Annotated in this window: 15 protein-coding genes; 5 read left to right on the forward strand and 10 right to left on the reverse strand. The window is 74.1% G+C overall.

Annotated elements, in window-relative coordinates; all coding sequences use genetic code 11:
* Positions 1–84: 84 nt before the first annotated feature.
* Positions 85–2,247, forward strand: a complete 2,163-nt coding sequence (locus ACFWEJ_RS09440; RefSeq protein WP_377228944.1) for an acyltransferase family protein — start codon at positions 85–87, stop codon at positions 2,245–2,247.
* 68 nt (positions 2,248–2,315) lie between these two features.
* Here the strand turns inward: ACFWEJ_RS09440 and ACFWEJ_RS09445 are convergent, their stop codons facing one another.
* Positions 2,316–3,809: a S8 family serine peptidase gene (locus ACFWEJ_RS09445; protein WP_377228945.1), complete on the reverse strand. Its 1,494-nt coding sequence runs from the start codon at positions 3,807–3,809 to the stop codon at positions 2,316–2,318.
* Between the two features lie 197 nt (positions 3,810–4,006).
* Here ACFWEJ_RS09445 and ACFWEJ_RS09450 point away from each other — a divergent pair, with 197 nt between their 5' ends.
* Both ACFWEJ_RS09450 and ACFWEJ_RS09455 read left to right on the forward strand, forming a co-directional pair.
* On the forward strand, positions 4,007–6,118 hold the full coding sequence (locus ACFWEJ_RS09450; protein ID WP_377228946.1) for an acyltransferase family protein: 2,112 nt from the start codon (positions 4,007–4,009) through the stop codon (positions 6,116–6,118).
* Positions 6,119–6,166: 48 nt separating this feature from the next.
* Positions 6,167–7,510 carry a CHAP domain-containing protein gene (locus ACFWEJ_RS09455; protein ID WP_377228947.1) on the forward strand — a complete coding sequence of 448 codons (1,344 nt, stop codon included), beginning with the start codon at positions 6,167–6,169 and terminating at the stop codon, positions 7,508–7,510.
* 4 nt (positions 7,511–7,514) lie between these two features.
* Here ACFWEJ_RS09455 and ACFWEJ_RS09460 read toward each other — a convergent pair whose 3' ends face one another.
* From ACFWEJ_RS09460 to ACFWEJ_RS09500, 9 genes are all read right to left on the reverse strand, one after another.
* On the reverse strand, positions 7,515–8,513 hold the full coding sequence (locus ACFWEJ_RS09460) for an acyltransferase family protein (RefSeq protein WP_377228948.1): 999 nt from the start codon (positions 8,511–8,513) through the stop codon (positions 7,515–7,517).
* 11 nt (positions 8,514–8,524) lie between these two features.
* Positions 8,525–10,993: an acyltransferase family protein gene (locus tag ACFWEJ_RS09465; RefSeq protein ID WP_377228949.1), complete on the reverse strand. Its 2,469-nt coding sequence runs from the start codon at positions 10,991–10,993 to the stop codon at positions 8,525–8,527.
* A 136-nt stretch (positions 10,994–11,129) separates the two neighbouring features.
* Positions 11,130–11,534, reverse strand: coding sequence for a hypothetical protein (locus ACFWEJ_RS09470; protein ID WP_377228950.1), 405 nt, complete (start codon positions 11,532–11,534; stop codon positions 11,130–11,132).
* A gap of 97 nt (positions 11,535–11,631) precedes the next feature.
* On the reverse strand, positions 11,632–13,359 hold the full coding sequence (locus tag ACFWEJ_RS09475; protein ID WP_377228951.1) for a dipeptide ABC transporter ATP-binding protein: 1,728 nt from the start codon (positions 13,357–13,359) through the stop codon (positions 11,632–11,634).
* Positions 13,356–13,904 (reverse strand): GbsR/MarR family transcriptional regulator, encoded by a 549-nt coding sequence (locus tag ACFWEJ_RS09480; protein WP_377228952.1) that lies wholly within the window; start codon positions 13,902–13,904, stop codon positions 13,356–13,358. Before ACFWEJ_RS09480 ends, ACFWEJ_RS09475 begins: the two co-directional genes overlap by 4 nt.
* Positions 13,905–13,926: 22 nt before the next feature.
* A complete protein-coding gene (locus ACFWEJ_RS09485) occupies positions 13,927–14,862 on the reverse strand; it encodes an ABC transporter permease (protein WP_377228953.1) in 936 nt (311 codons plus the stop codon).
* A complete protein-coding gene (locus tag ACFWEJ_RS09490) occupies positions 14,855–15,781 on the reverse strand; it encodes an ABC transporter permease (protein WP_377228954.1) in 927 nt (308 codons plus the stop codon). Before ACFWEJ_RS09490 ends, ACFWEJ_RS09485 begins: the two co-directional genes overlap by 8 nt.
* On the reverse strand, positions 15,778–17,169 hold the full coding sequence (locus ACFWEJ_RS09495; protein ID WP_377228955.1) for a M14 family zinc carboxypeptidase: 1,392 nt from the start codon (positions 17,167–17,169) through the stop codon (positions 15,778–15,780). Before ACFWEJ_RS09495 ends, ACFWEJ_RS09490 begins: the two co-directional genes overlap by 4 nt.
* The gene (locus ACFWEJ_RS09500) at positions 17,166–18,788 is read right to left on the reverse strand and encodes an ABC transporter substrate-binding protein (protein ID WP_377228956.1); all 1,623 of its coding nucleotides are present in this window, start codon (positions 18,786–18,788) and stop codon (positions 17,166–17,168) included. Before ACFWEJ_RS09500 ends, ACFWEJ_RS09495 begins: the two co-directional genes overlap by 4 nt.
* A 173-nt stretch (positions 18,789–18,961) precedes the next feature.
* On the opposite strand from ACFWEJ_RS09500, the gene ACFWEJ_RS09505 reads away from it, so the two are divergent.
* Complete coding sequence (locus tag ACFWEJ_RS09505; protein ID WP_377228957.1) at positions 18,962–19,606, forward strand: FMN-binding negative transcriptional regulator; 645 nt, start codon at positions 18,962–18,964, stop codon at positions 19,604–19,606.
* Complete coding sequence (locus ACFWEJ_RS09510; RefSeq protein ID WP_377228958.1) at positions 19,603–21,234, forward strand: amidohydrolase; 1,632 nt, start codon at positions 19,603–19,605, stop codon at positions 21,232–21,234. Before ACFWEJ_RS09505 ends, ACFWEJ_RS09510 begins: the two co-directional genes overlap by 4 nt.
* The last annotated feature ends 86 nt before the right edge of the window (positions 21,235–21,320 follow it).

The raw sequence follows: 21,320 nt of genomic DNA on the forward strand, positions 1-21,320 counted from the left end.
CCTCCGACGCTGCCGAAGTGGTCCCTGGCCAGGGCGCTCGTCCCCCGCCGGACCACACGCTCCGTGCACCGACCCGGAGGATCAGTGACCGTTGTCTCCGACCCGCTGCCGCCCTCGGGCGTGACGGCGGGCCCGGCCGGTGCGCCCGACGACCGACCGCTGCCGCTCGCCGTCGTCCGGCCCCGCGCGAGCGCGCACATCCCCGAGCTGCACGGCCTGCGCGGTCTGGCCCTGGCGCTCGTGGTGGCGTTCCACCTGTTCGGCAACGGCAGGGTCTCCGGCGGCGTCGACGTGTTCCTGGTGCTCTCGGGGTTCCTGGCGACCGGCTCGCTGCTGCGCCGCGCCGACACCCGCAGCCTGCGCCTCGGCGAGCACTACGGGCGCACGTTCGCCCGGCTGGTGCCCCCGGCCCTGCTCGTCCTCGCCGCGACGGCGGCCCTCACCTGGTGGGTGCTGCCGCGCGGCACGTGGGTGCAGACCGGCCGCGAGCTCCTCGCGTCCGCCCTGTACTACGTGAACTGGGAGATGATCGCGGGCCAGCTCTCCTACGGCGCGGCCGGCCCGCAGACGAGCCCGCTGCAGCACTTCTGGTCGATGTCGGTCCAGGGGCAGTTCTTCCTGGCCTGGCCCGTCGTGGTGCTGCTCGTGGTCGCGGTCGCGCGCCGGTTCTGGATCAGCTCGCGCGACCTGCTGCTCGTGGTGGTCGGCGCGCTGACGGTGGCCTCCTTCGTCTTCGCGCTGACCCTGCACGGCGCGGACCAGCCGGTCGCGTACTTCCACTCCTGGGCGCGGTTCTGGGAGCTGGGCGTGGGCGGCTTCCTCGCCCTGCTGCTGCCCTGGCTGCGGGTGCCCCACGGCCTGCGGCCGCTGCTCGGCTGGGCGGGGCTCGGCCTGGTGGTCTCCAGCGGTTTCGTGCTCGACGGCGGCGCGCTGTTCCCGGGGCCCTGGGCCCTGTGGCCGGTCACGGGCGCGCTGCTCGTGCTGCTGGGCTCCGGCGGCGGCGCGGCCTGGGGGCCGCGCCGGCTGCTGCAGGTTGCGCCCCTGCGCTTCGTGGCCGACATCTCCTACGCGCTGTACCTGTGGCACTGGCCGCTGCTCATCGCCTACCTGCACCACGCGGACCTGGACCGGGTGGACCCGCTCGGCGCCGCGGCGATCATGGCGGTCTCGGTCGCGCTGTCCTGGCTCACCACCAAGCTGGTGGCCGACCCCGCGCAGCGGTTCCGGGAGGCGGTGGGCGGCGCGCGGGCGCTCGTGGCAACCGCGGTGGCCGTGTCGCTGGTGGCGGGCGGCGCCGCCGTCGGCATCCGGCTGCTGGAGCGGCAGGACGCCGCGCTGCTCGCCGCCGCCGAGGCGGCCGCGCAGGCGGACGCGCGGTCCTACCCCGGGGCGCTCGCCCTGAGCCAGGCGCACGGCGCGGACGTGCCGGACGACGTCGACGTGCTGCCGGCGCCCGCCGTCGCCGCGCTGGACCTGCCCGCCGTCGACGACGACGGCTGCATCCAGGAGAACGTGGTGAACCCGGGTACCGACGTGCCGATGACGTGCACGGTCACCGGCTCGCCGGACGCGGACCACCTGGTGGTCATGGTGGGGGACTCCCACATGATCCAGTGGGCGCCGGCCATGGCCGAGGTGGGCAGCAGGGAGAACTGGGAGGTGCTGCTGCTGGCCCGGCGCGGCTGCCGTCTCGCGGCCCCCGTGGGCGCGGTGGACCCGGCGGACATGTGCTGGTCGTGGCGGATCAACGCGCTGGAGCGGCTCGAGGAGCTGCGGCCCGACGCCGTCGTCGTGATCGGCAGCCGCACGTCGACCTCCGAGCCGGGCGACACGGTGATCCCGGCGGAGGCGCGGGCCTGGCGGCAGCTCGCGGACGCGGGCATCCGGGTGGTCACGCTGCGCGACAACCCGCGGTTCGGCTTCCAGGTGCCCGCCTGCGTGGAGCAGCACGCCGACGGCCTGAGCTGCGCCCGGGCCCGCGCGGACGTGTACTCGCCGGTCAACCCCGTCGAGGAGGCCGCGGGCGTGCCCGACTCGGCGGTGCACCTGGACCTGACCCGGTACATCTGCGGCGACCAGCTCTGCCAGGGCGTGGTCGGCAACGTGCTGATCTACCGCGACGACAACCACATGACCGCCACCTACGCGGGGACCCTCGCCCGCCCGCTGCACAACGCGCTGCGGGTCAAGGCCCCCTGGCTGTTCGTGGACCCGATGAAGGCCCCGGCGGTGCGCACCCGCTTCTGACCCAGGAACGTGTCAGACCCTCAGGTCCCGGGAGGGACCTGAGGGCCTGACACGTTCAGGGCGCGGCGTCAGCGGTTGACGGCGTCCAGGGCGTCGGCGATGCCGTCACCGTAGAAGCTGTTCTCCGCCGGCGTGCCCACGCAGGCCGGGCCGGCCGTCGTGGTGGTGCACTCGTGGTCGTCGGCCTGGGCCCGGACGGCCGCCTCCAGCCGGGCGGGCGACCAGCGCGGGTGCGCCGACTTCAGGAGCGCCAGCACGCCCGCGACGTGCGGCGACGCCATCGACGTGCCGCTCTTGAGGCCCCACGTCCCGTCGAGCTCGGTGGACAGGATCGAGCTGCCCGGCGCGGAGACGTCGATCTTGCCGAGGCCGCGGTTCGAGAACGAGCTCAGGTTGCCCGCCTGGGTCAGCGACGAGACGGACACGACGCCGTCCAGCTCGGTCGGGATGTCCTCGCACCCGGAGTTGATGGTCCGCTGGACCGCCGCCGAGTCGTTCGGGCTCGAGTTGTCCGTCGTGTTGTTCGCCAGGTCGGTGGCCGCGTTGCCCGCGGCCGCGGCGTGCACCACGCCCCGATCGGTCGAGAACTCCACCGCGCGGCGCACGGCCTCCTTGGCGGCGGCCTGGTCGGGCTGGTCCTCGCACCAGTACATGAACGGGTCCACGTAGTACGAGTTGTTCGTGACGTCCATGCGCTCCAGGCCCGCCCAGACGAAGCCGCAGACCGCGTACTCCGGGTAGATGTAACCGTCGTCGTTCACGACCTTGACCGAGGCCAGCTTGACGCCCGGGGCCACGCCCACGATGCCGGTGCCGTTCTGCGCCGCGGCGATGGTGCCGGCCACATGCGTGCCGTGGTCGGACGTGGTGGGCAGCCAGCCGGTCGCCGACAGGTCGGGCTTGCCGGCGTCGGTGCAGTTCACGGACTGGTCGGCGTCGACCTGGGAGGCCAGGTCCGGGTGCGCCGCGTCGATGCCGGAGTCGAGCACGCCCACCGTGACGCGCGCCGACCCGGGGTTGATCTCGATGGCCTGGTCGGCCTTGATCATCTCCATGTCCCACTGCGTCACCTCGCCCGGGTCGGGGTCGGCCGCGGCGGAGCGGGACGGCCCGTCGACGGTGCCGCCCACGGAGTCCTTCTGCCCCTTGCCCACCACGGACCGGCTCTCCTTCGCGCCGGCCGGGGCGTCCGCGCCCGGCGTGCCCTCCGTGGGGGAGACGGTGCGCGTCGCGCCGACCGACTCGATGACGCCGAGGCGGTCGAGCGCCACGACGTCCTCGCGGAACGAGCCGTTCGCGGAGTGCACCACGACGACGCCGATCTGCGGCCAGCTCTGCACGACGACGCCGTCGGCGCGCCTGATCGCCTTCGTGGCGAGCGCCGCCTGGGCGGCCCCGGGCCGCTCCGTGTTCACGACGTACGAGAACAGGGCCCCGTCCGGCGTGACGATCGGGACCGGGGTCGACTCTGGCTCGTCCGCCGCGCCGGCGACGCCGCCGAGCGCGGTGAGCGCGAGCGTCGTCGCCGTGGCGACGGCGAGCGCTCGACGGGAGTGGGACATGCGCATGCTTCACTCTCCAGTGGCTGAAAGTTCGAGTCCCCCTGCGGGACCCCGTAGGGCAACCTACGCGTCCTGACCAGGATCGCCATCGCATCCGCACATCTGAAACGGACGCGAAACACGAAATTCTTCACCCCACTGTTTTTGTGGGACAGTGGGCCCCGTCCTTGCCCCCGAAGCGAAGAGCCTGACACTCCATGACGGCAACGACGACGGCTCCGGCCGCCACCGAGGACGGCGCCTCGACGAACTCCGAGGCCCCCGTCCGCACCCGCAAGTTCCGTCCCGAGGTCCAGGCACTGCGAGCCCTCGCGGTGCTGCTCGTGGTGATCTACCACATCGATCCGACGGTCCTGCCGGGCGGCTACATCGGTGTCGACGTCTTCTTCGTGATCTCCGGGTTCCTCATCACGGGCCACCTGTGGCGCGAGGTCTCGACCACGGGCTCGGTGAGCCTCAAGAAGTTCTGGGCCGCCCGCGCCCGGCGCATCCTGCCCGCCTCGGTGGTCACCACCGTCGGCGTCATCGTGCTCTCGCTCGTGCTGCTGCCGCCCTCGCTCGTGGAGTCGTGGTGGCGGCAGGCGCTCGCCTCCGTGCTCTACGTCGAGAACTGGGCCCTCGCGGCCGAGGCCGTGGACTACCAGGCGGCCAGCAACGACCCCACGGCGTTCCAGCACTTCTGGTCCCTGGGCGTCGAGGAGCAGTTCTACCTGGTCTGGCCGCTGCTCGTGCTGCTGGCCGTCGGCATCTGGGGCGGCGCGCGCCGCGGCGTCGTGGTCAAGGACCCCGAGTCGCTGCGCCGCGTCCTGCTGGTGATCTTCGGGGTCGTGGGCCTCGCCTCCCTGGTCTGGGGCATCCGGCAGTCGCTCGCCGACGACCCGGTGGCCTACTACTCGACGCTGACCCGCGTCTGGGAGCTCGCCGCGGGCGGCATCCTGGCCCTGCTGATCCGGGACACGCAGCGCTTCGCGCCGCTGCGCAGCACCATGGCCGTGTTCGGCGCCGCGACCATCCTCGCGGCGGCCTGCCTGTTCGACGACGGCACGCCGTTCCCCGGCTTCGCCGCCCTCGCGCCCGTGCTGGGCGCGTGCGCCGTGATCCTGGCGGGCCGCACCACCGGCCCGGGCTCGCTGCGCACCGTCACCGAGTCGTGGGGCGTCCAGCGCATCGGCGACGTCTCGTACTCGCTGTACCTGTGGCACTTCCCGGTGATCGTGTTCTTCGGCGTCTACACCGGCCGCGACCCCCGGTTCACCGACATCATGGTGATCCTCCTGGCCTCGTTCTCCATGGCGATCGCCAGCTACGCGCTCGTGGAGCAGCCGGTGCGCGCCTCGCGCTGGTTCCGGGCCGACGGGCGCATGCTCGTGACCGCCCTCGTCGCGATGGTGGTCGTGGCCGGGCTCACCCTGACCCTGCCGTGGCGGGTGCAGGGCATCATCGAGCGCTGGGACCACAATGCCCAGGAGGCCGGGGACGAGGCGGACCAGACCATCCCCGAGGGGATCCAGCGCGACTTCGCGCCGTTCGTCGACGGCAGCACCGCGATCTCGCCCAACCCGATCAAGGCGGCGCAGGACAAGAGCCCCGAGGTCGACGCCTGCCAGGCGGGCCAGCGGGACGCCGTCACGACCCCGTGCGAGTTCGGCGCGACCGAGGACCCGGCGGCGACCGTGGCCGTGGTGGGCGACTCGCACGCCGCGATGTTCACCGAGCCGCTCGTCCAGGTCGCCACGGAGCGCAACTGGCGCGTGGTCACGTACCTGCACTCCGCCTGCCCGTACAGCGCCGACTCGCGCAACGGCGCGAGCCCGGAGATCGACGCCTGCAACGCGGCCAACGTGCAGACCCGCGCCGAGCTGCGCGAGCTCGCGCCCGACCTGGTGGTCACGGCCTTCCAGGAGTCGTACTCGCTCGCCGCGCGCGACGGGGAGGAGCACTTCGGTGCCGCGGGCCTCGCCGAGGTCTGGAACGAGCTGACCGACCGGGGCTCGCAGGTCGTGGTGCTGCGGGACACCCCGCACGCCCGGGAGGACGTGATCGAGTGCGTCACCGAGAACTACTCGGACCCGACGCAGTGCGACCAGCCGAGGAGCGACGCCCTGGGCGGCCGCGACACGGTGCCGGGCGCGCTCGAGGAGGCGCCGGGGGTCAAGTCCGTGGACGTCCTCGACTACTTCTGCGACGACGAGACCTGCCCGGCCGTGATCGGGAACGTGCTGGTCTACCGCGACCCGAACCACGTGACGCGCACCTACATGACCGAGCTCACCGACCGGTTGCGCGAGGCGCTGCCCGCGCGGCTCTGACGGGCGTTCGTCCTGCGCGTTCCGTGGGACGGACGTAGCCTGCCGGACATGTGGCGATCTTTCGCTCAGCAGGCCGATGCCGGGACAGACCGGGCCGCCGGGGGCGCGCGGACGAGACCACGGCACGCGGGTCGGACCGTCCCGCGCCGGCCGCGCCGGCCGTCCCGCTGGGCCAGCACGGCGGTGGCGGTCGCGCTGCTCGTGCCCACCACGGGCGTCGCGGCGGGCGCCGCACCGCGCGAGGCCCCGGGCGCCACGACCGGTGCCGTCGCGGCGGGCGCCGTCGTCACCGCCGCCCGGCCGAGCGCCCTGACCGGCGCCGTCACAGAGCGGCGGCTGCGCAAGGGCGAGACGTTCTGGATGTTCGGCCGGCTCGCGGTGGGCGGCTCGCCGGCGGCGGGCCGCGCCGTCGTCGTGCAGAAGAAGCGGATGGACGAATCCGGCTGGCGCACGGTGGGCACCGACACCACGAACAGGTCCGGGCGGTACAGCGTGCGGGTCCGGGCGGGCGCCGTCTACGAGTACCGGGCGATCTACCGGGGCTCGGCGAGCGTGCGGTCGTCGTGGACGGCGCGGATCGGCGTCGGGTTCACCACGGCGGACCGGACCATGACGTCCCGCGAGCGGCAGATGGGCGCGGCGATCGGCAGGCCGACGTCGGGCCACCGGCAGGTGACGCGCACCGTGGTGTCCCGCTCGTACGAGAAGGGGATCCTCGTGAAGGTGACCCGATCGGGCCGCGACCGCACGTGGTGGGTGCACGGCGGCATCCTCGGCGAGTACCGGCACCTGGGCGGCGCCGCGGGCCGGATGGGCGCCCCGGTGATGGACCCGCTGTGCGGCCTGGCGCGCGGGGGCTGCGTGCAGCGGTTCGAGGGCGGCGTGCTGTACTCCAACGGCGACGGCGCCGCGGCGTCCACCGGGCTGACCGGCGTGCTGGGCGAGGCGGTGGCGACGGCCCGCTCCCAGGTGGGCTACTTCGTGCGGTACGACGGCGGGAACGGCTCGCGCTACGACTGGTACAGCAAGTACAACGCGTGGGCGCGCACCAACGCGCCGTGGTGCGGCCTGTTCCAGTCCTGGTTCTTCAAGGCGTCCGGCCACGCGACGCTCGTGCCGCAGTCCACCACGTGGGGCGCCTACCGGGACTCCGTGCGGCGCAACCTGCCCACGGGCTCGACGCCGCGCGTCGGCGCCCTGGCCTTCGTGTCCTACGTCGCGTCCGGCGAGGCGTCGCACGTGATGTACGTGGTGCAGGTGGACGGCTCGCGGATCAAGGTGATCCACGGCAACACCGGGGGCGCCGGCACGGTGCCGTCCGGCGCGCGGGGCGTCGTCGAGCAGTGGGTGTCCGAGTCGCAGGTGCTCTACTACGCGTACCCGCGGTACTGATCCCTCACGAGCCGGCGGGCTGAGCGGGCCGGGCGAACCGGCGTCGCCGCGCCCCGACCCGTTCCAGCACGCCCGCCACGACGCAGCTCGCCACGAGGATCGCCACGGTGACGGCGCCCCCGAGCGCCATCGACCGTAGCCAGCCCACCTCAGGGGTGTGCAGCGCGTCCGTGACGAACGGGTGCAGCAGGTAGACGTACAGCGAGTGGTGGCCCACGGTGCGCAGCGCGTCGCCGACGATCGGCAGGGGCGTGCGCAGGGCGTCCCGGAGCGCCGGCACGCACAGCGAAGCGCCCAGCGAGAGCACGGTGAACGCGGCGACGCTCCACCACGGCCCGGCACCGTCCGAGGTGTAGACCCAGCTCCGGGCGACGAGGCCCACGGCCACCACCGGCAGCACCCACACCAGGGCGAGGCGCGGGAACCACCCGTTGCGCACCGCCACCCCGAGCAGGATCCAGACGAAGTAGCCGGCATACCGGGCGTCCACGTTGTCCAGGACGACCTGCGGGACCAGCTCCTTCAGCGGCGTCTGGAAGAGCAGCGCGCCGGCGACGGCGGCCACGCCGAGCGCCGCCCGGGCCATGACGGAGCGGGCCAGCGGCCCGCCGAGCAGGCGCAGCAGCAGGACGCTCAGGAACAGCATGGGCACGTACCAGAGGTGGAACGAGGGGCGCAGCACCAGCACCTCGACGAACGACCGCACCGAGCCGAAGGCGTCGGGCTCCTGCACCGCCAGCCACAGCACGCTGACCACGAGCCAGGCCGCGATCATGCGCTTCCAGTAGTGGCGCAGCAGCTCGCCCCACGGCCGGGTGCCGAACCGTGCCATCGAGATCATGTACCCGGACAGGAACAGGAACATCGGCATGTGGAAGCCGTAGATCATCCACTTGGTCCACGAGTCGCCGACGCCCTGCCAGAAGGTGTGCCCGAAGATCACGAGCACCATGAGGATGCCCTTGAGCTGGTCCGGTCCCGGGTCGTGCCGCGTGCTGCTCATCGCCGCAGAGGTTACCCCGGTCCGGCGCCCGGCCCGTCCTCGACGGGCGCGTCCCCGACGGGCCCGTCCTCGAACAGCCAGGGCGCGCCCGCCCGGAGCTGCCGCCCCACGACGGGGGTGAGGGTGCGCACGTACGTGTTGGTCAGGTGGTCGTCGTCGCGGTAGACGAGCACGTTGCCCACCACGGCGGCGCACACCTCGGGCCCGCAGATCGAGTCGGTGAGGTCCAGGTGCACCGCGGCCGCGGGCACGCCCGGCGCCGTCGGCACGGGGGAGACGGCGGCGAGCTGCTCGGTGCGGGGCCGCCCGCAGGCCTCCGGGAAGCCGGCGGCGTCGACGCACTCGGGCACGAACCACTCGAAGCGGGGGTTGTCCCGGACGGTCACGACGCGGATCCCGGCGTCGTCCAGGGCGCGCCACGCACCCACCTGGCCGGGCAGCACCTGCTCGGGCGAGCCGTCCTCGTACGTGCGCGAACCGATCACCACGACGGCGTCCGGGCGGGCCGCCACCAGCGCGGCGAGCGCTTGCTCGTTCCACGTGGCGCACGACGGGGACACCGGGCCGGCGGACTCCGGGCCGGCGGACTCCGCGCCCTCGGACTCCGCGCCCTCGGACTCCAGGCCCGTGGGCCCCGCGCCCGTGGACTCCGTGCCGGCCGTACCCGCGCCGCCGCCCGGCGTCGCGAGGCGGCAGCCGTGCTTGAGCATCTCGCGCAGCTCCCAGCCGTGCGCCCGGGCCAGCGCGGCGAACGCCTCCTCGTACTGCTGCTCGTGCGACGCCCCCGCGAGGTAGACGACGGCCGCCGGGTCGTCCTGCGCCACGATCGTGCACTCCAGCAGCTCGGAGCGGTCGCCGCCCTGCGCGCAGTCGGGCCGGTCGGGATGGTCGTCGTAGGCCACCCACGTGGCGGGCCGGAACGGGACGGCGTCCGCGTCGCGGCGGGGGCCCGGGTCCGGCGAGCCCGGCGCGAGGGCCGCGGCGCCCGGATGGTCCGGCGAGAGCGCGAGCAGCCCGTCGACGCTGTGGCGCACCGTCAGGTCGTGCGCGGTGGCCGCGGCCTGGGCGCCGCCCAGCATCAGCACGGCGGCGCCAGCCAGCACTGCGAGCGTCCGCCGGCCCGACGGCGTCCCGGTGGCCCGGGCGGTCACGTCGCCCACCAGGTCGACGGCGACGGGCTGGTGGGCCGTGCCGGCCCGGTCGGCACGGTCGGCGGGGCCGGCGTGGTCGGCCCGGTCGGCGGGGGCTGCGGGACCGCGCTGCGGGACGGCGGCCGCGGGCAGGCGCGCGGCCAGGCGGGCCGTGACGTGGGCGAGCAGCGGCTCGGCCACGTACCGCGTGGTGAGCCAGGCGAGCCCGGCCGAGATGACGAGCACCCCGGCGGCGGTCAGGGGGTTCGCGCGGTGCGCCCCCGTCGTCAGGAGCCAGAACACCAGCACGGGCCAGTGCCACAGGTACAGCGCGTACGAGACGCGCGCGCCGAGGCGGAGAGGGGCGCTGTCCAGGAGCCGCTCGACGCCACGGGACGGCGTCTCGGTGGGACGCGCCCCCGCCGTCGGCCCCGGGACGGTCGCGATCAGCACCAGGGCCGCGCCGCCGACGGGCACGAGGGCCCAGGCCCCGGGGAACACGTCGGCGCCGTCGACCACGAAACCCGACCCGATGACCAGGGCGAGGCCCGCCCACCCGAGCCGGCTCCGCACGCGGCCGCCCGGTGCTGCGGTCCCGGCGGCGGTTCGGTTCGCGGCGGTCCCGGCGGCGGCGCGGCCGGCGGCGGCGTGGCCGGCGTGCGGGAGGAGCAGGGCGAGCAGCGCGCCCACGCCGATCTCCCAGAACCGCGTGAAGGTGCTGAAATAGGCGACCTGCTGGTCCGCGTGGACGAGCCACAGCGCGTGGGCGAACGACGCGGCGGTGGCTGCGGCCGTCACCACGGTGACCAGGCGCCGCGGCGCCGACGGTCCGCGCCCGGCCCGCGCGCGGCGTCGGGCGACGGCGACCAGGCCCAGCACCACCAGCGGCCAGACGGCGAAGAACTGGCCCTGCACCGAGAGCGACCAGAAGTGCTGAAGCGGGCTGGCGTCGGGTCCGGCCGCGCCGTACGCGAGCGCGGAGTGCACCAGCTCCCAGTTCTCCCAGAACGTCGCGGACGCGCCGACCTCGCGCAGCCCAGCCGACCAGCGCAGCCGGGGCGCGAGCGCGAGCAGGGCGACCGTGACGGCGGCCAGCACCACGAGCGCCGCGGGCAGCAGGCGCGCGAGCGTCCGGGCGTAGTGCGCCGCGAGCCGGAGGGTGCCGCCCTCGGCGCGGCGCAGCAGCGTGCCGGTCGCGAAGTACCCGGACAGCACCAGGAACACGTCGACGCCGCCCGAGACCCGGCCCTGGCCGAAGAGGTGGAACGCGACCACGAGGAGCAGGGCGAGCCCGCGCAGCCCGTCGAGGGCTGCGACCCGACCGGTAGCGTTCGTGCGGGAAGGAGACACCCGGGGATGCTAGGAGTTGCGGCTTACATCCATATGGAGAGCAGATAACGCCCTGGTCTCGGTGCGGTCGGCAGCGAGTATTCACGAGCCGTAGGCCGGAGTTCCTCCGGCCCACGGCTCCGTGCCGGTGACCTCGTCAGGTGGTCTCCTCGATGACACCGGAGGAGTCCACCCAGTGGCTCAGGCTCTTGCAGCTGTGCGCACTGCCGTCGCAGCGGGCGATCCGCCAGCGGATCTTCGTGTTCTCCGGGAAGTCCTTGTTGCAGGTCCGGACCCCGCCGCCGAGGAATCCGTCCTTGTTGCGACAGATCCCCTCGCGGCCGGTGCTTGGGTGCCGCCAGATCACACCCGTACTGCGATCGTCGCTGCTGTCGTCGGTGACCCAGAAGTAGTCGCCGTCCTGGCGGTAGCAGCCTGAGCCCCAGCTCTTCTCCAGAACGGCGCCGCACGACACATAGTGGTCGACCGCCACGTTGTACTCGATGGTTACTGCCTGTGCCGGCGCTGCGAAGACCATCGTCAGCAGCGTCAGCGCGCTCACTATTCCTCGTCTCAACATGAGCCGAGCATGCCTCGGCGAACGCAGGGCCGGTTGCAGGAACCTGCAGCAGGCCCACGTGGTTCTCGACGAGACGGGGTCAGCCTGGCTGCGCCGTCCGGCGGGCCGCCTGTTCCGTCGGGTCCGGGACCGGGGCCGCCGCGAGGAGGCGCCTCGTGTAGTCCTGCTCCGGGCGGCCGAGCACCTGGGCCCGCGCGCCCGTCTCGACCAGCCGGCCGCGGTGCATGACGGCGACGCGGTCGGCGAGCTCGTCGACCACCGCGAGGTCGTGGCTGATGAACAGGCAGGCGAAGCCGAGGGACTGCTGCACCTGGCGGAACAGGTCGAGCACGGTGGCCTGCACGGACACGTCCAGGGCCGACGTCGGCTCGTCGGCGATGAGCAGGTCCGGGCCCAGCGAGATGGCGCGGGCGATCGAGACGCGCTGGAGCTGGCCGCCCGACAGCTCGTGCGGGTACCGGGACACCCACGCCGCGGGCAGCTCCACGCTCTCCAGCAGCTCGGCGGTGCGCCGTTCGAGCTCGGGCCCGCGCAGCCCGGCGTGGACGCGCAGCGGCTCGGCGACCGACTCGCCGATCGAGTAGCGCGGGTTCAGCGACGCGGCGGGGTTCTGGAACACCACCCCGATCCGGGCCCGGGCGGCGCGGACCGCGCGCGGGGCGTCCTGGCCGGGGCGGGTGCCGACCACCTCGACCGAGCCGGACGTGACAGGCGCGAGCCCGAGGGCGCAGCGGCCCATCGACGACTTCCCGGAGCCGGACTCGCCCACCAGCGCGACGATCTCGCCGGGCTGCACGCTGAGGGTCACGCCGTCGACGGCGCGCACGGCGCGGCCCCGCCGGTCGCGGTACTCCACCACCAGGTCGTCGAACGCGAGGGCGGGCCGGCCGCCGTCGTCCGCCCCGCTCGGGCGGTCCGGCGTGCCCACGCGGGGCACGGCCGCGAGCAGCTCCCGCGTGTACGCGGCGCGCGGCGCCTCGAAGAGCTGCCGCACCGGCGCGGACTCGACCACCTCGCCGCCACGCATCACGACCACGCGGTCCGCGAGGTCGGCGACCACGCCCATGTCGTGCGTGATCAGCACGATCGCCGTGGACACCCGCTCGCGCAGGCGGCGCAGCACGTCCAGCACCTCGCGCTGCACGGTGACGTCGAGGGCCGTCGTCGGCTCGTCCGCGAGCAGCACCTCGGGGTCGCAGGCCAGCGCCATCGCGATCATCACGCGCTGGGCCTGGCCCCCGGAGAACTGGTGCGGGTAGAACTTGAGGCGCTCGGCCGGGTCGGGCAGCTCGACCAGGCGCAGCAGCTCCACGGACCGCTCCCGGCGCTGGGCGCGGGTGAGGCCGGGCGCGTGCCGCCGCAGCATCTCGTCGAGCTGGTAGCCCACGGTGAAGACGGGGTCGAGCGCGCCCGAGGAGTCCTGGAAGACCATCGCGACGCGGCGCCCGCGCACGTCCTGCAGCGCCCGCCGTTCCAGCCCGATCAGCTCCACGGCCTCCCGGCCCGCCCCGCCGAGGCGGGCGCTGCCGCCCACGGTCGCGTGCCGGCCGAGCAGCCCGAGCAGAGCGAGCGACGTGACGCTCTTGCCCGAGCCGGACTCGCCGACGACGGCGAGCACCTCGCCCGGCAGCACGTCGAACGACACCCCGCGCACGGCGTGCACGTCGGGGGCGTGGCCGTCGTCGACCCGGAATTTGACGGTCAGGTCGCGCACCTCCAGCACGGGGGCACGGTCGGCGCCGGGGCCGGGCGTGGTGCCGGGCTCGGTCTCGGGCGAGGGGCCGGAAGCGGTGGCGACGTCGGTCACGGTTCTCCTGTTCCGTCCGCCGCCTGGGCGTCGCGGTACGCCTCCCAGTCGGCGAGCATCTTGCGGTGGTACCCGGCAAGCCATTCCATGTAGTTGCGCGCGTTGACGAGGCGCTTGTGCGGGCCGTCGGCGTCGCCCGCGAGCGCGAGCCCGTCGTCGATCACGTTCCGCAGGTGGCCCAGGTAGGCCCGTTCGCTCGCGAGGAAGCTGCCCCAGATGTCGTCCTCGACGCGGAAGTAGTGCTGGCGGTCGCCGAGCACCGCGTGCCGCTTGACGAACCCGGTCTCGACCAGGCGCCGGGTGCTCGTGGAGACGGCGCCGGCGCTGGCCTTGAGCAGCCGCGCGATCTGCTGCGAGGACAGGTAGGGCCGGTCCACGATCATGAGCAGGCCGACGATCCGGCCCTCCATGCGCGGGCTGTGCGACGCACCCCACGTCAGGGCGAACTGCTCGACGAAGTGCTCGGCCGCGGCGTCGAGCACGGGGTCGTCCGCGCCGTCGGCGGGCTGGTCGGCGGGCTGGTCAGCGGGGGTGTGGCTGCTCATGCGCCCACCCTAGGAGCCGGGCTCACGAGCGACCCCTCGGGTCGAGCACGTCGCGCAGCACGTCACCCAGGGTGATCATGGCGAGCACGGTGATCGTGAGCACCACGGCGGGCGCCACCAGCATGTGCGGCGACGTCTGGAAGAACGACTGCGCGCTGGAGAGCTGGAGCCCCCACGAGATCGACGGCGCGTTCAGGCCCAGCCCGAGGAACGTCAGGGTGGACTCCGCCACGATCACGCTGCCCACCATGATCGTCGCGACGGCCAGCACCGGGCCGAGCGCGTTGGGCAGCACGTAACGGGCGATGATCCGCCGGTCGGGCAGGCCCATGGCCCGTGCCGCCTCCACGTAGGGCGCGTCACGCACCGTGCGCACCGAGCCCCGAACGAGCCGCGCCATCGTGGGCCACGAGAACAGCGCCAGCACCAGGGCCACGGACACGGCGGACCGCGAGCCCACCGACGTCAGCACCACCACGGCGCCGAGCAGGAACGGGAACCCGAGGAACACGTCGGTCAGCCGGGCCACCACCCGGTCGAGCCAGCCGCCGTAGTAGCCGGCGAGCGTGCCGACCACGAGGGCGACGGCCAGCGCGACGGCGGTGCACAGCAGCCCCACGGTCAGCGACGCGCGCGTGCCGAACACGACGTTGGCCCACACGTCGCAGCCCTGCACGTCGGTGCCCAGCACGTGCCCGCCGCCGGGCGGCAGGGCGCTGGAGGCCAGGTCGCAGGCCCGTGGGTCGGGATGGCCGAACCAGCCGGCGAACGCCGACGGGACCAGCGCGACCAGGCCGAGCACGGTCAGCACGGCCGCGGACACCCAGAACAGCGGACGACGGCGCAGGGTGCGCCAGACCCCGCGCCGGGCGACGGCCGGCGCGGTGGCGGGCGCCGCACCGGCGGGTCCCGCGGTGGGTCCGACGGCGGCAGGGGCGGCGGGCAGGGGTTCACTCATGGCGGATCCTCGGGTCGAGGACGGAGGCGAGCAGGTCGACCAGCAGGTTGGTCAGCAGGAACACGAGGATGAGCGCGGTGGACACGCCCACGATCGTGGGTCCCTCGTGGGCGCGGATCGCCTGGAACAGGAGCTGCCCGACGCCGGGCAGGTTGAACACGCCCTCGACCACGACGGTCCCGCCGAGCAGGTACCCGAGGTCGATCGCGAGGTAGGTGAGCACCGGGATCGCGGAGCTGCGCATGACGTGCACCCCGACCACCTGGCGTTCCCGCAGGCCCTTGGCCCGCAGGGTCCGCACGAAGTCGGTGCGCAGCGTGTCCACCACGGAGCCGCGCATCAGCCGGGCCACCGAGGCGAGCCCGAACACGGCGATGACCGCGGCGGGCAGCAGGTACGCCGTCGGCCACCCCGCGCCTGTGCCGGCCACGGGGAACCAGGCGAGCTCCACGCCCAGCCAGAGCTGGGCGGAGACGGCGAGCACGAACACCGGGATCGACGTCGCCACGACGGTGCCGGCCAGGACCAGGCGGTCGCTGACGGCGCCGGCGCGCAGCCCGGCGACCAGGCCGAGCAGCACCCCGAGCAGCACCTCGATGCCCCAGGCGGTCAGCGCCAGGGTGATGGTCACGGGCCAGCGCAGGGCCATGCGGTCGGCCACGGACTGGCCCTGGAACGTGGTGCCGAGGTCGCCCTGGAGCAGCCCGCCGAGGTAGCGCAGGTACTGCTGGAGCACGGGCTCGTCCAGGTGGTAGCGCTCGCGCAGCTCGGCCACCACGTTCGGGGCCAGGGGCCGGTCGCCGCCGAGGGCGGCGATCGGGTCCCCGGGCAGCGCGAAGACCATGAGGTAGATGATCAGCGTGACGCCGAGGAAGACCACGAGCAGGTCGACCAGGCGCCGGGCGACGCGCCGGGTCATCTGTGCGCCGCCAGCACGTGCGACACGGCCAGGGTAGCGCCGTACTGCACACCCACGAGCCGCTCGACCGGCAGCACCTCCAGGCCGGTCACGGCCTGGGCGTCGGCCAGCCAGCCGTCGTACAGGTCCCGGGCCCGCGCGTGCACGCGGTGCAGCCGCGCCGTCGCCAGGCCGGCCGTGGCTTCGGCCTCCAGCGCGCGGACCAGCATGCCGCCGAACCGCAACCGGAACATCCGCACGACCTCCTCGTTGCTGAACACCTCGGCGCCCGTCGCGCGCCGCGACGGCAGCCGCCCGGCCCGCACGAGCTCGCTGGTGCCCGCGTCCGTCATCATCGGCACGAACGACTCGCTGGCCCGCAGGAACGGGCTGCGCAGCGTCAGGTCGCCCCGGGCCTCGTCCAGCAGGCCGGTCAGGGTGCTCCCGAGCTCGATCAGCGCCTCGGCCTTGGTCCGGACGACGTCCGCGTAGTCGGCGTCGCTCTCGGCCGTGTCGTCCGCGGCCGGGTGCGACCAGTACGGCAGCTCGGCGATCAGGCTGACCGTCCCGTGCCGCCGGGCGTAGGCCGCCGACCCCTCGCCGCCCACCAGGGAGGGGGCGTCGAGCCCGAGGGACTCCAGGTAGTCGTACTCGTCGCGCGTGGAGCCGGCCCGGTAGATAGCGGGGGCCAGCCGCTGCAGCGCGGGCGACTCGGGCTCGCCCGTGTCGAGCGGCAGGCCCAGCGCCGCGGGCACCGCGTGCAGCGGCGCGACGGCGTCCGGCAGGTCCTCGCTGAGGTAGTAGTAGACGCCGCCGAGCTCGGCGTTGTGCAGGCTGACCATCAGCTCGGGCCGCAGCTCGTCGATCAGGCGCATGAGCGCCTGGGTCTCCGGGATCACGTCGTCGAAGTACGCGCCCTTGTACGCGAACGGGAACGTCCACTCCACCTGCTCCGACGGCGCCGGGCGGTAGAAGCCGCGGGCGTAGGCGGCGCGGTCGGCGGGGTCGCCGAACCAGGACTCGTTGAGCCGGGTGCCGTCCGGGTCGATGCACGGCACCAGGTGCCAGGTGGCACCGGTCGAGGCGCGCAGCCCGGGGTCGGCCACCAGCTCGGCGGCCAGGTGCTGGAGTGTGCGGAACCCGATGGGCTCGTTGGGGTGCACGCCCGCGAAGAGCAGGTGCGGCCGCGGCCCGTCGCCCACCGAGAACATCTCGATGGGCTCCCCGAGCCGCGACGTCCCCACGCGCCGCCGGCGCACGAGCCCCGGGTGGTCGTCGGCCAGGGCCGAGAACCAGTCAAGGAGCGCGTCGACGGTGGGGAAGTCGCTGATCGGGGGGACGGCGCGGGCCCGGTCGAGCACGTCGTCGAGCAGGCCCGCGTCGAGCCCTCCGGTGGCGGTGCCGCTCATGCGCCCTCGGCGAGCACGACGGCGGAGAAGGTCGGGTTGCCGACCGCGGACGTCGGCAGCTCGGCGACGCGCTCCGAGGTCACGTAGGAATACGTCTCGAAGAACAGCGGCGGCGCCGGGAAGTCCTCCAGGAGGCGCTCCTGCACCGCGGCGTAGGCCTCGCCGGCCGCGTCGGGGTCGGCCTCGGCGTCGGCCGCCGCGATCAGGTCGGCGACGTCGTCCTCGTAGTAGGGGATGCAGTTGGGGCAGCCGCCGTTCTCCACGAAGAACGAGCGCAGCGTGTTCTGCTGGCTGGGGTACAGGGCGCCCCAGCGGGAGAAGAACGGCCCGTCGATGTCGCCGTTGGTGCGGTTCTCGGAGAACTCGGCCCAGTCGGCGCTCGGCGTGGCGACGGCCTCGACGCCCAGGTTCTGGCGGAGCTGGTTGGCGATCGCCTTGTAGAGCTCGTCGAGCCCGATGCCGCCCGGGAAGTAGATGTCGATGGTGCCGTCGAACCCGCCGGCCTCGTCCAGCAGGGCCTTGGCCGCGGTCGGGTCGTACGTGCAGAAGTCGCCGCAGATGCCCTCGGGCGTGCCCGCCTCGACGGCCGGGGTGAACGCGGTGGCCGGCGTGTACAGGCCGCCGTAGACGACGTCGGAGATGGTCTCGCGGTCGATCGCCATCGAGATGGCCTGGCGCACCCGCACGTCCTCGTACCGCTCGTCCCACAGCGGGAGCCCGAGGAACGAGATGCCGGGCGCCTCGAACGTGTAGAGGCGCTCCCCGAAGTCGCCCGAGGCCTGCGGCAGCCGGGCCGCCGGCACGCTCGCGACGTCGATGTTGCCGGCCTGCACGTCGGTGTAGGCGGTGGTGGCGTCGGCGTACGGCACGAACGAGATGGCATCGACCGTGGGGGCGGTGCCCTGGTAGTCGGCGTACGCCTCGGTCTCGATCGGCTCGTTCTCCACGTAGTCGCCCACGACGGCGAACGGGCCGTTGCCCACGGGGTGCGCGTTGTAGGCGTCCATGTCCTCCAGGGCGGAGGCGGGCATCGGGTACATCGCGGTCTGCGCCTGGCTGACCTGCATCGGGAACTGCCCGTCGGGGCCGTCCAGCGTCACGGTGAACGTCAGGTCGTCCGTGACCGCCAGGCCCGACATCTCGGTGGTCTTCGGCTCGCCCTCCGCCGGGTTCAGGTCGTCGTACCCGGCGATGCCGGCGAGCTGGCCGGAGTTCTCGAACGCGTCGGGCCCGTAGGCGACGGCGTTCCAGGAGTCGACGTACGACTGGGCGGTCACGGGCGTGCCGTCGTGGAACGTCCAGCCGTCCCGCAGCGTCACCGTCCAGGTGGTGGCGTCGTCCGACTCGATCGACTCGGCGGCCACGTAGGTGAGCTCGCCCTCGGCGTCGACCCAGGTCAGCGGCGACCACACGGCCATGTTCAGGTCGTAGGCGACGGTCTGGCGGCCGGGGACCGTCTGGATCGGGTCGGTGACGGCCACGCTGATGGAGCCGCCGCCGGCGTCACCGGCGGCGTCGTCGGCGCCGGCCGAACCGCAGGCGGACAGGGCGAGGGTCAGCGCGAGGGCGGTCGCCGCCGTACCGGCACGGTAGGGGAGCGGCCGGAGTCTCGGGTTCATGGTTCCTCCACGGGTAGCGTGCTCTCGCGCACCGGGGTCCTGCTCGGGTGGCGAACAGTTGAGCGCACACCGCCGATCGAGGTCAATGAAGTTTCAGAAGGAAATGAAAGTTTTACGCGGCGGTCACACGGGACGGGTCCCGCACGGGCCCCTGCGGATGGTTCGATGACCCAGTGATCCACACGAGCGACTACGAGATCCAGGACGAGGCCCGCGTGCGCGACCTGGTCCGCACCCACGGCTGGGCCACCCTGGTCTCGGTGGGCGACGACGGCGCGCCCGTCGCCTCCCACCTGCCGGTCCTGCTGGAGGACACGCCCCCGGGCGAGCCGATGAGCCTGCTCAGCCACGTCGGCCGGCCCGACGAGGTGCTGCACGCGCTGGACAGCGGCCGCGAGTCCCTGCTGATCGTGCAGGGCCCGCACGGCTACGTCTCGCCCGGCTGGTACGAGATGACGCCGGCCGTGCCGACGTGGGACTACCTCGCCGTCCACCTCTGGTGCACGGTCGAGCTGCTCGTGCCGGAGGAGTCGTACGCGGTCCTGTCCGACACCGTCGACCGGTACGAGTCGGTCATGCCGGAGCCCGTCCGGCTGCCGAGTGTCGAGGAGTACGCCCACCGCATCGCCCGCGGAGCTGCCGGCTTCCGGCTGCGCGTCAACCGCTGGCAGGGCAAGGCCAAGCTCAGCCAGGACAAGCCGCGCGCCGTCGTGGAGCGCGTCGTGACGGCGCTCGGGTCCGACCCGCACTACGCGCAGCCGGCGCTCGCGGCCGAGGTGCGCGCCGAGCTCGACCGCCGCCCGGCGGACGCGCCATGACCCCGGCTGAGCCTCTGCTCCTGACGAACGCCCGCCTGGTCGGCGGGTCTGTGCCGAACGTAGGGGGCGTCGGCGCAACGGGGGGTGTTGCGCCGAGCAGTCCTACGTTCGACGGATCCGTCGGCGGATCCGTCGGCAGGTCAGGCGGGCTCGTGGACGTGCTCGTGCGGGGCGGGGTCGTTGTCGCCGTCGGGGTGGCCGGGCGGGTCGGCGACGGCGGCGTCGAGCGGGTCGATCTCGGCGGCCGCACCCTCATGCCCGGGCTCTGGGACGCGCACGTGCACCTCACGCAGTGGGCGCTCGTGCGGCGCCGGCTCGACCTGTCGGGCGCGCGCTCGGCCGCCGAGGCCGTCGCGCTGGTGCGCGACCGGCTCGCCGAGGGGCCGCCCGAGCCCGGCACGGCGCTGGTCGGCTACGGGTTCCGGGACGGGCTGTGGCCCGACGCCCCCACGGCCGACCTGCTCGACGCCGTCGCGGGCGAGGTGCCCGTGGTGCTCGTGTCCGGCGACCTGCACTGCGCGTGGCTCAGCACGGCCGGCCTGCGGTTCGTCGGCGTCGGCGCGCACCCCACGGGCGTGCTGCGGGAGGCCGAGTGGCTGCCGCTGGCCGCCGCCGTCGACCGCGCGCCGGACCACCTGGCCGACGCCTGGGTGGCCGACGCCGCCGCGGCCGCCGCGGCGCGCGGTGTGGTCGGCGTCGTCGACCTGGAGATCACGGACAACCTCACCGCCTGGCGCCGCCGGTTCGCCGGCGGGTTCGGCGCCCTGCGGGTCCGGTCCGGCGTCTGGACCCCGTGGCTGGACGACGTCCTGGCCGAGGGGCTGCGCAGCGGCGACGTGCTGCCCGGCACGGGCGGCCTGCTGGAGCAGGGGCCGTTCAAGGTGGTCACCGACGGTTCGCTCAACACGCGCACCGCCTACTGCCACGATGCGTACCCGGGCCTGACCGGGCCCGAGGCGCACGGGATCCTGTCGGTGCCGCCCGCCGAGCTGGTCCCGCTCATGGCCCGCGCGCACGCCGGCGGGCTGCGGTGCGCGATCCACGCGATCGGCGACCACGCCAACACGCTCGCGCTGGACGCGTTCGCCGCGACGGCTGCGCGCGGCTCGGTCGAGCACGCGCAGCTCCTCGACCCCGCCGACCTCGCGCGCTTCGCCGAGCTCGGCGTCGTCGCGTCCGTCCAGCCCGAGCACGCCATGGACGACCGCGACATCGCCGACCGGCACTGGTCGGGGCGCACCGGCCGCGCCTTCGCGTTCGGCGCGCTGGACGACGCCGGGGCGGTGCTCTCCCTGGGCTCGGACGCGCCGGTCGCGCCGCTCGACCCCTGGTTCGCGGTCGCGGCGGCGGTCAGCCGGTCGCGGGACGGCCGCGCGCCCTGGCACCCGGAGCAGCGGATCGGCCTGCGCACGGCGCTGGAGGCCTCGACGGACGGCCGCGGCCTGGTCCCGACGGCGGGGTCGCCGGCCGACCTGGTGGTCCTGGACGCCGACCCGCTGACGCTCGGGGCCGGCTCTGGCGCCGACGCCGCGGACGCCGCGGACCTGGCCGCGGCGGCGACGTCGCTCCGCGACATGCCGGTGGCAGCCACCCTCCTGTCGGGCCGCTGGACCCACCGCACGTTCTGACCCGCCCCGATCAGGTGAGCGCGGATGTAGTTGCGGAAAGCCCCCCTCGTTCCGCCACTACGCCCGCGCTCACTCGATCGGCGGGG

The organism is Promicromonospora sp. NPDC060204, assembly GCF_042728455.1.
Lineage (GTDB): Bacteria > Actinomycetota > Actinomycetes > Actinomycetales > Cellulomonadaceae > Promicromonospora.

What these genes read in the sequence shown, in the direction of transcription:
- ACFWEJ_RS09460 (WP_377228948.1), bottom strand. Translation starts at nt 8,513, where the DNA reads ATGAGCAGCACGCGGCACGACCCGGGACCGGACCAGCTCAAGGGCATC.
- ACFWEJ_RS09445 (WP_377228945.1), bottom strand. Translation starts at nt 3,809, where the DNA reads ATGTCCCACTCCCGTCGAGCGCTCGCCGTCGCCACGGCGACGACGCTC.
- ACFWEJ_RS09495 (WP_377228955.1), bottom strand. Translation starts at nt 17,169, where the DNA reads ATGAGCGGCACCGCCACCGGAGGGCTCGACGCGGGCCTGCTCGACGAC.
- ACFWEJ_RS09455 (WP_377228947.1), top strand. Translation starts at nt 6,167, where the DNA reads ATGTGGCGATCTTTCGCTCAGCAGGCCGATGCCGGGACAGACCGGGCC.
- ACFWEJ_RS09490 (WP_377228954.1), bottom strand. Translation starts at nt 15,781, where the DNA reads ATGACCCGGCGCGTCGCCCGGCGCCTGGTCGACCTGCTCGTGGTCTTC.
- ACFWEJ_RS09510 (WP_377228958.1), top strand. Translation starts at nt 19,603, where the DNA reads ATGACCCCGGCTGAGCCTCTGCTCCTGACGAACGCCCGCCTGGTCGGC.
- ACFWEJ_RS09480 (WP_377228952.1), bottom strand. Translation starts at nt 13,904, where the DNA reads ATGAGCAGCCACACCCCCGCTGACCAGCCCGCCGACCAGCCCGCCGAC.
- ACFWEJ_RS09450 (WP_377228946.1), top strand. Translation starts at nt 4,007, where the DNA reads ATGACGGCAACGACGACGGCTCCGGCCGCCACCGAGGACGGCGCCTCG.
- ACFWEJ_RS09500 (WP_377228956.1), bottom strand. Translation starts at nt 18,788, where the DNA reads ATGAACCCGAGACTCCGGCCGCTCCCCTACCGTGCCGGTACGGCGGCG.
- ACFWEJ_RS09485 (WP_377228953.1), bottom strand. Translation starts at nt 14,862, where the DNA reads ATGAGTGAACCCCTGCCCGCCGCCCCTGCCGCCGTCGGACCCACCGCG.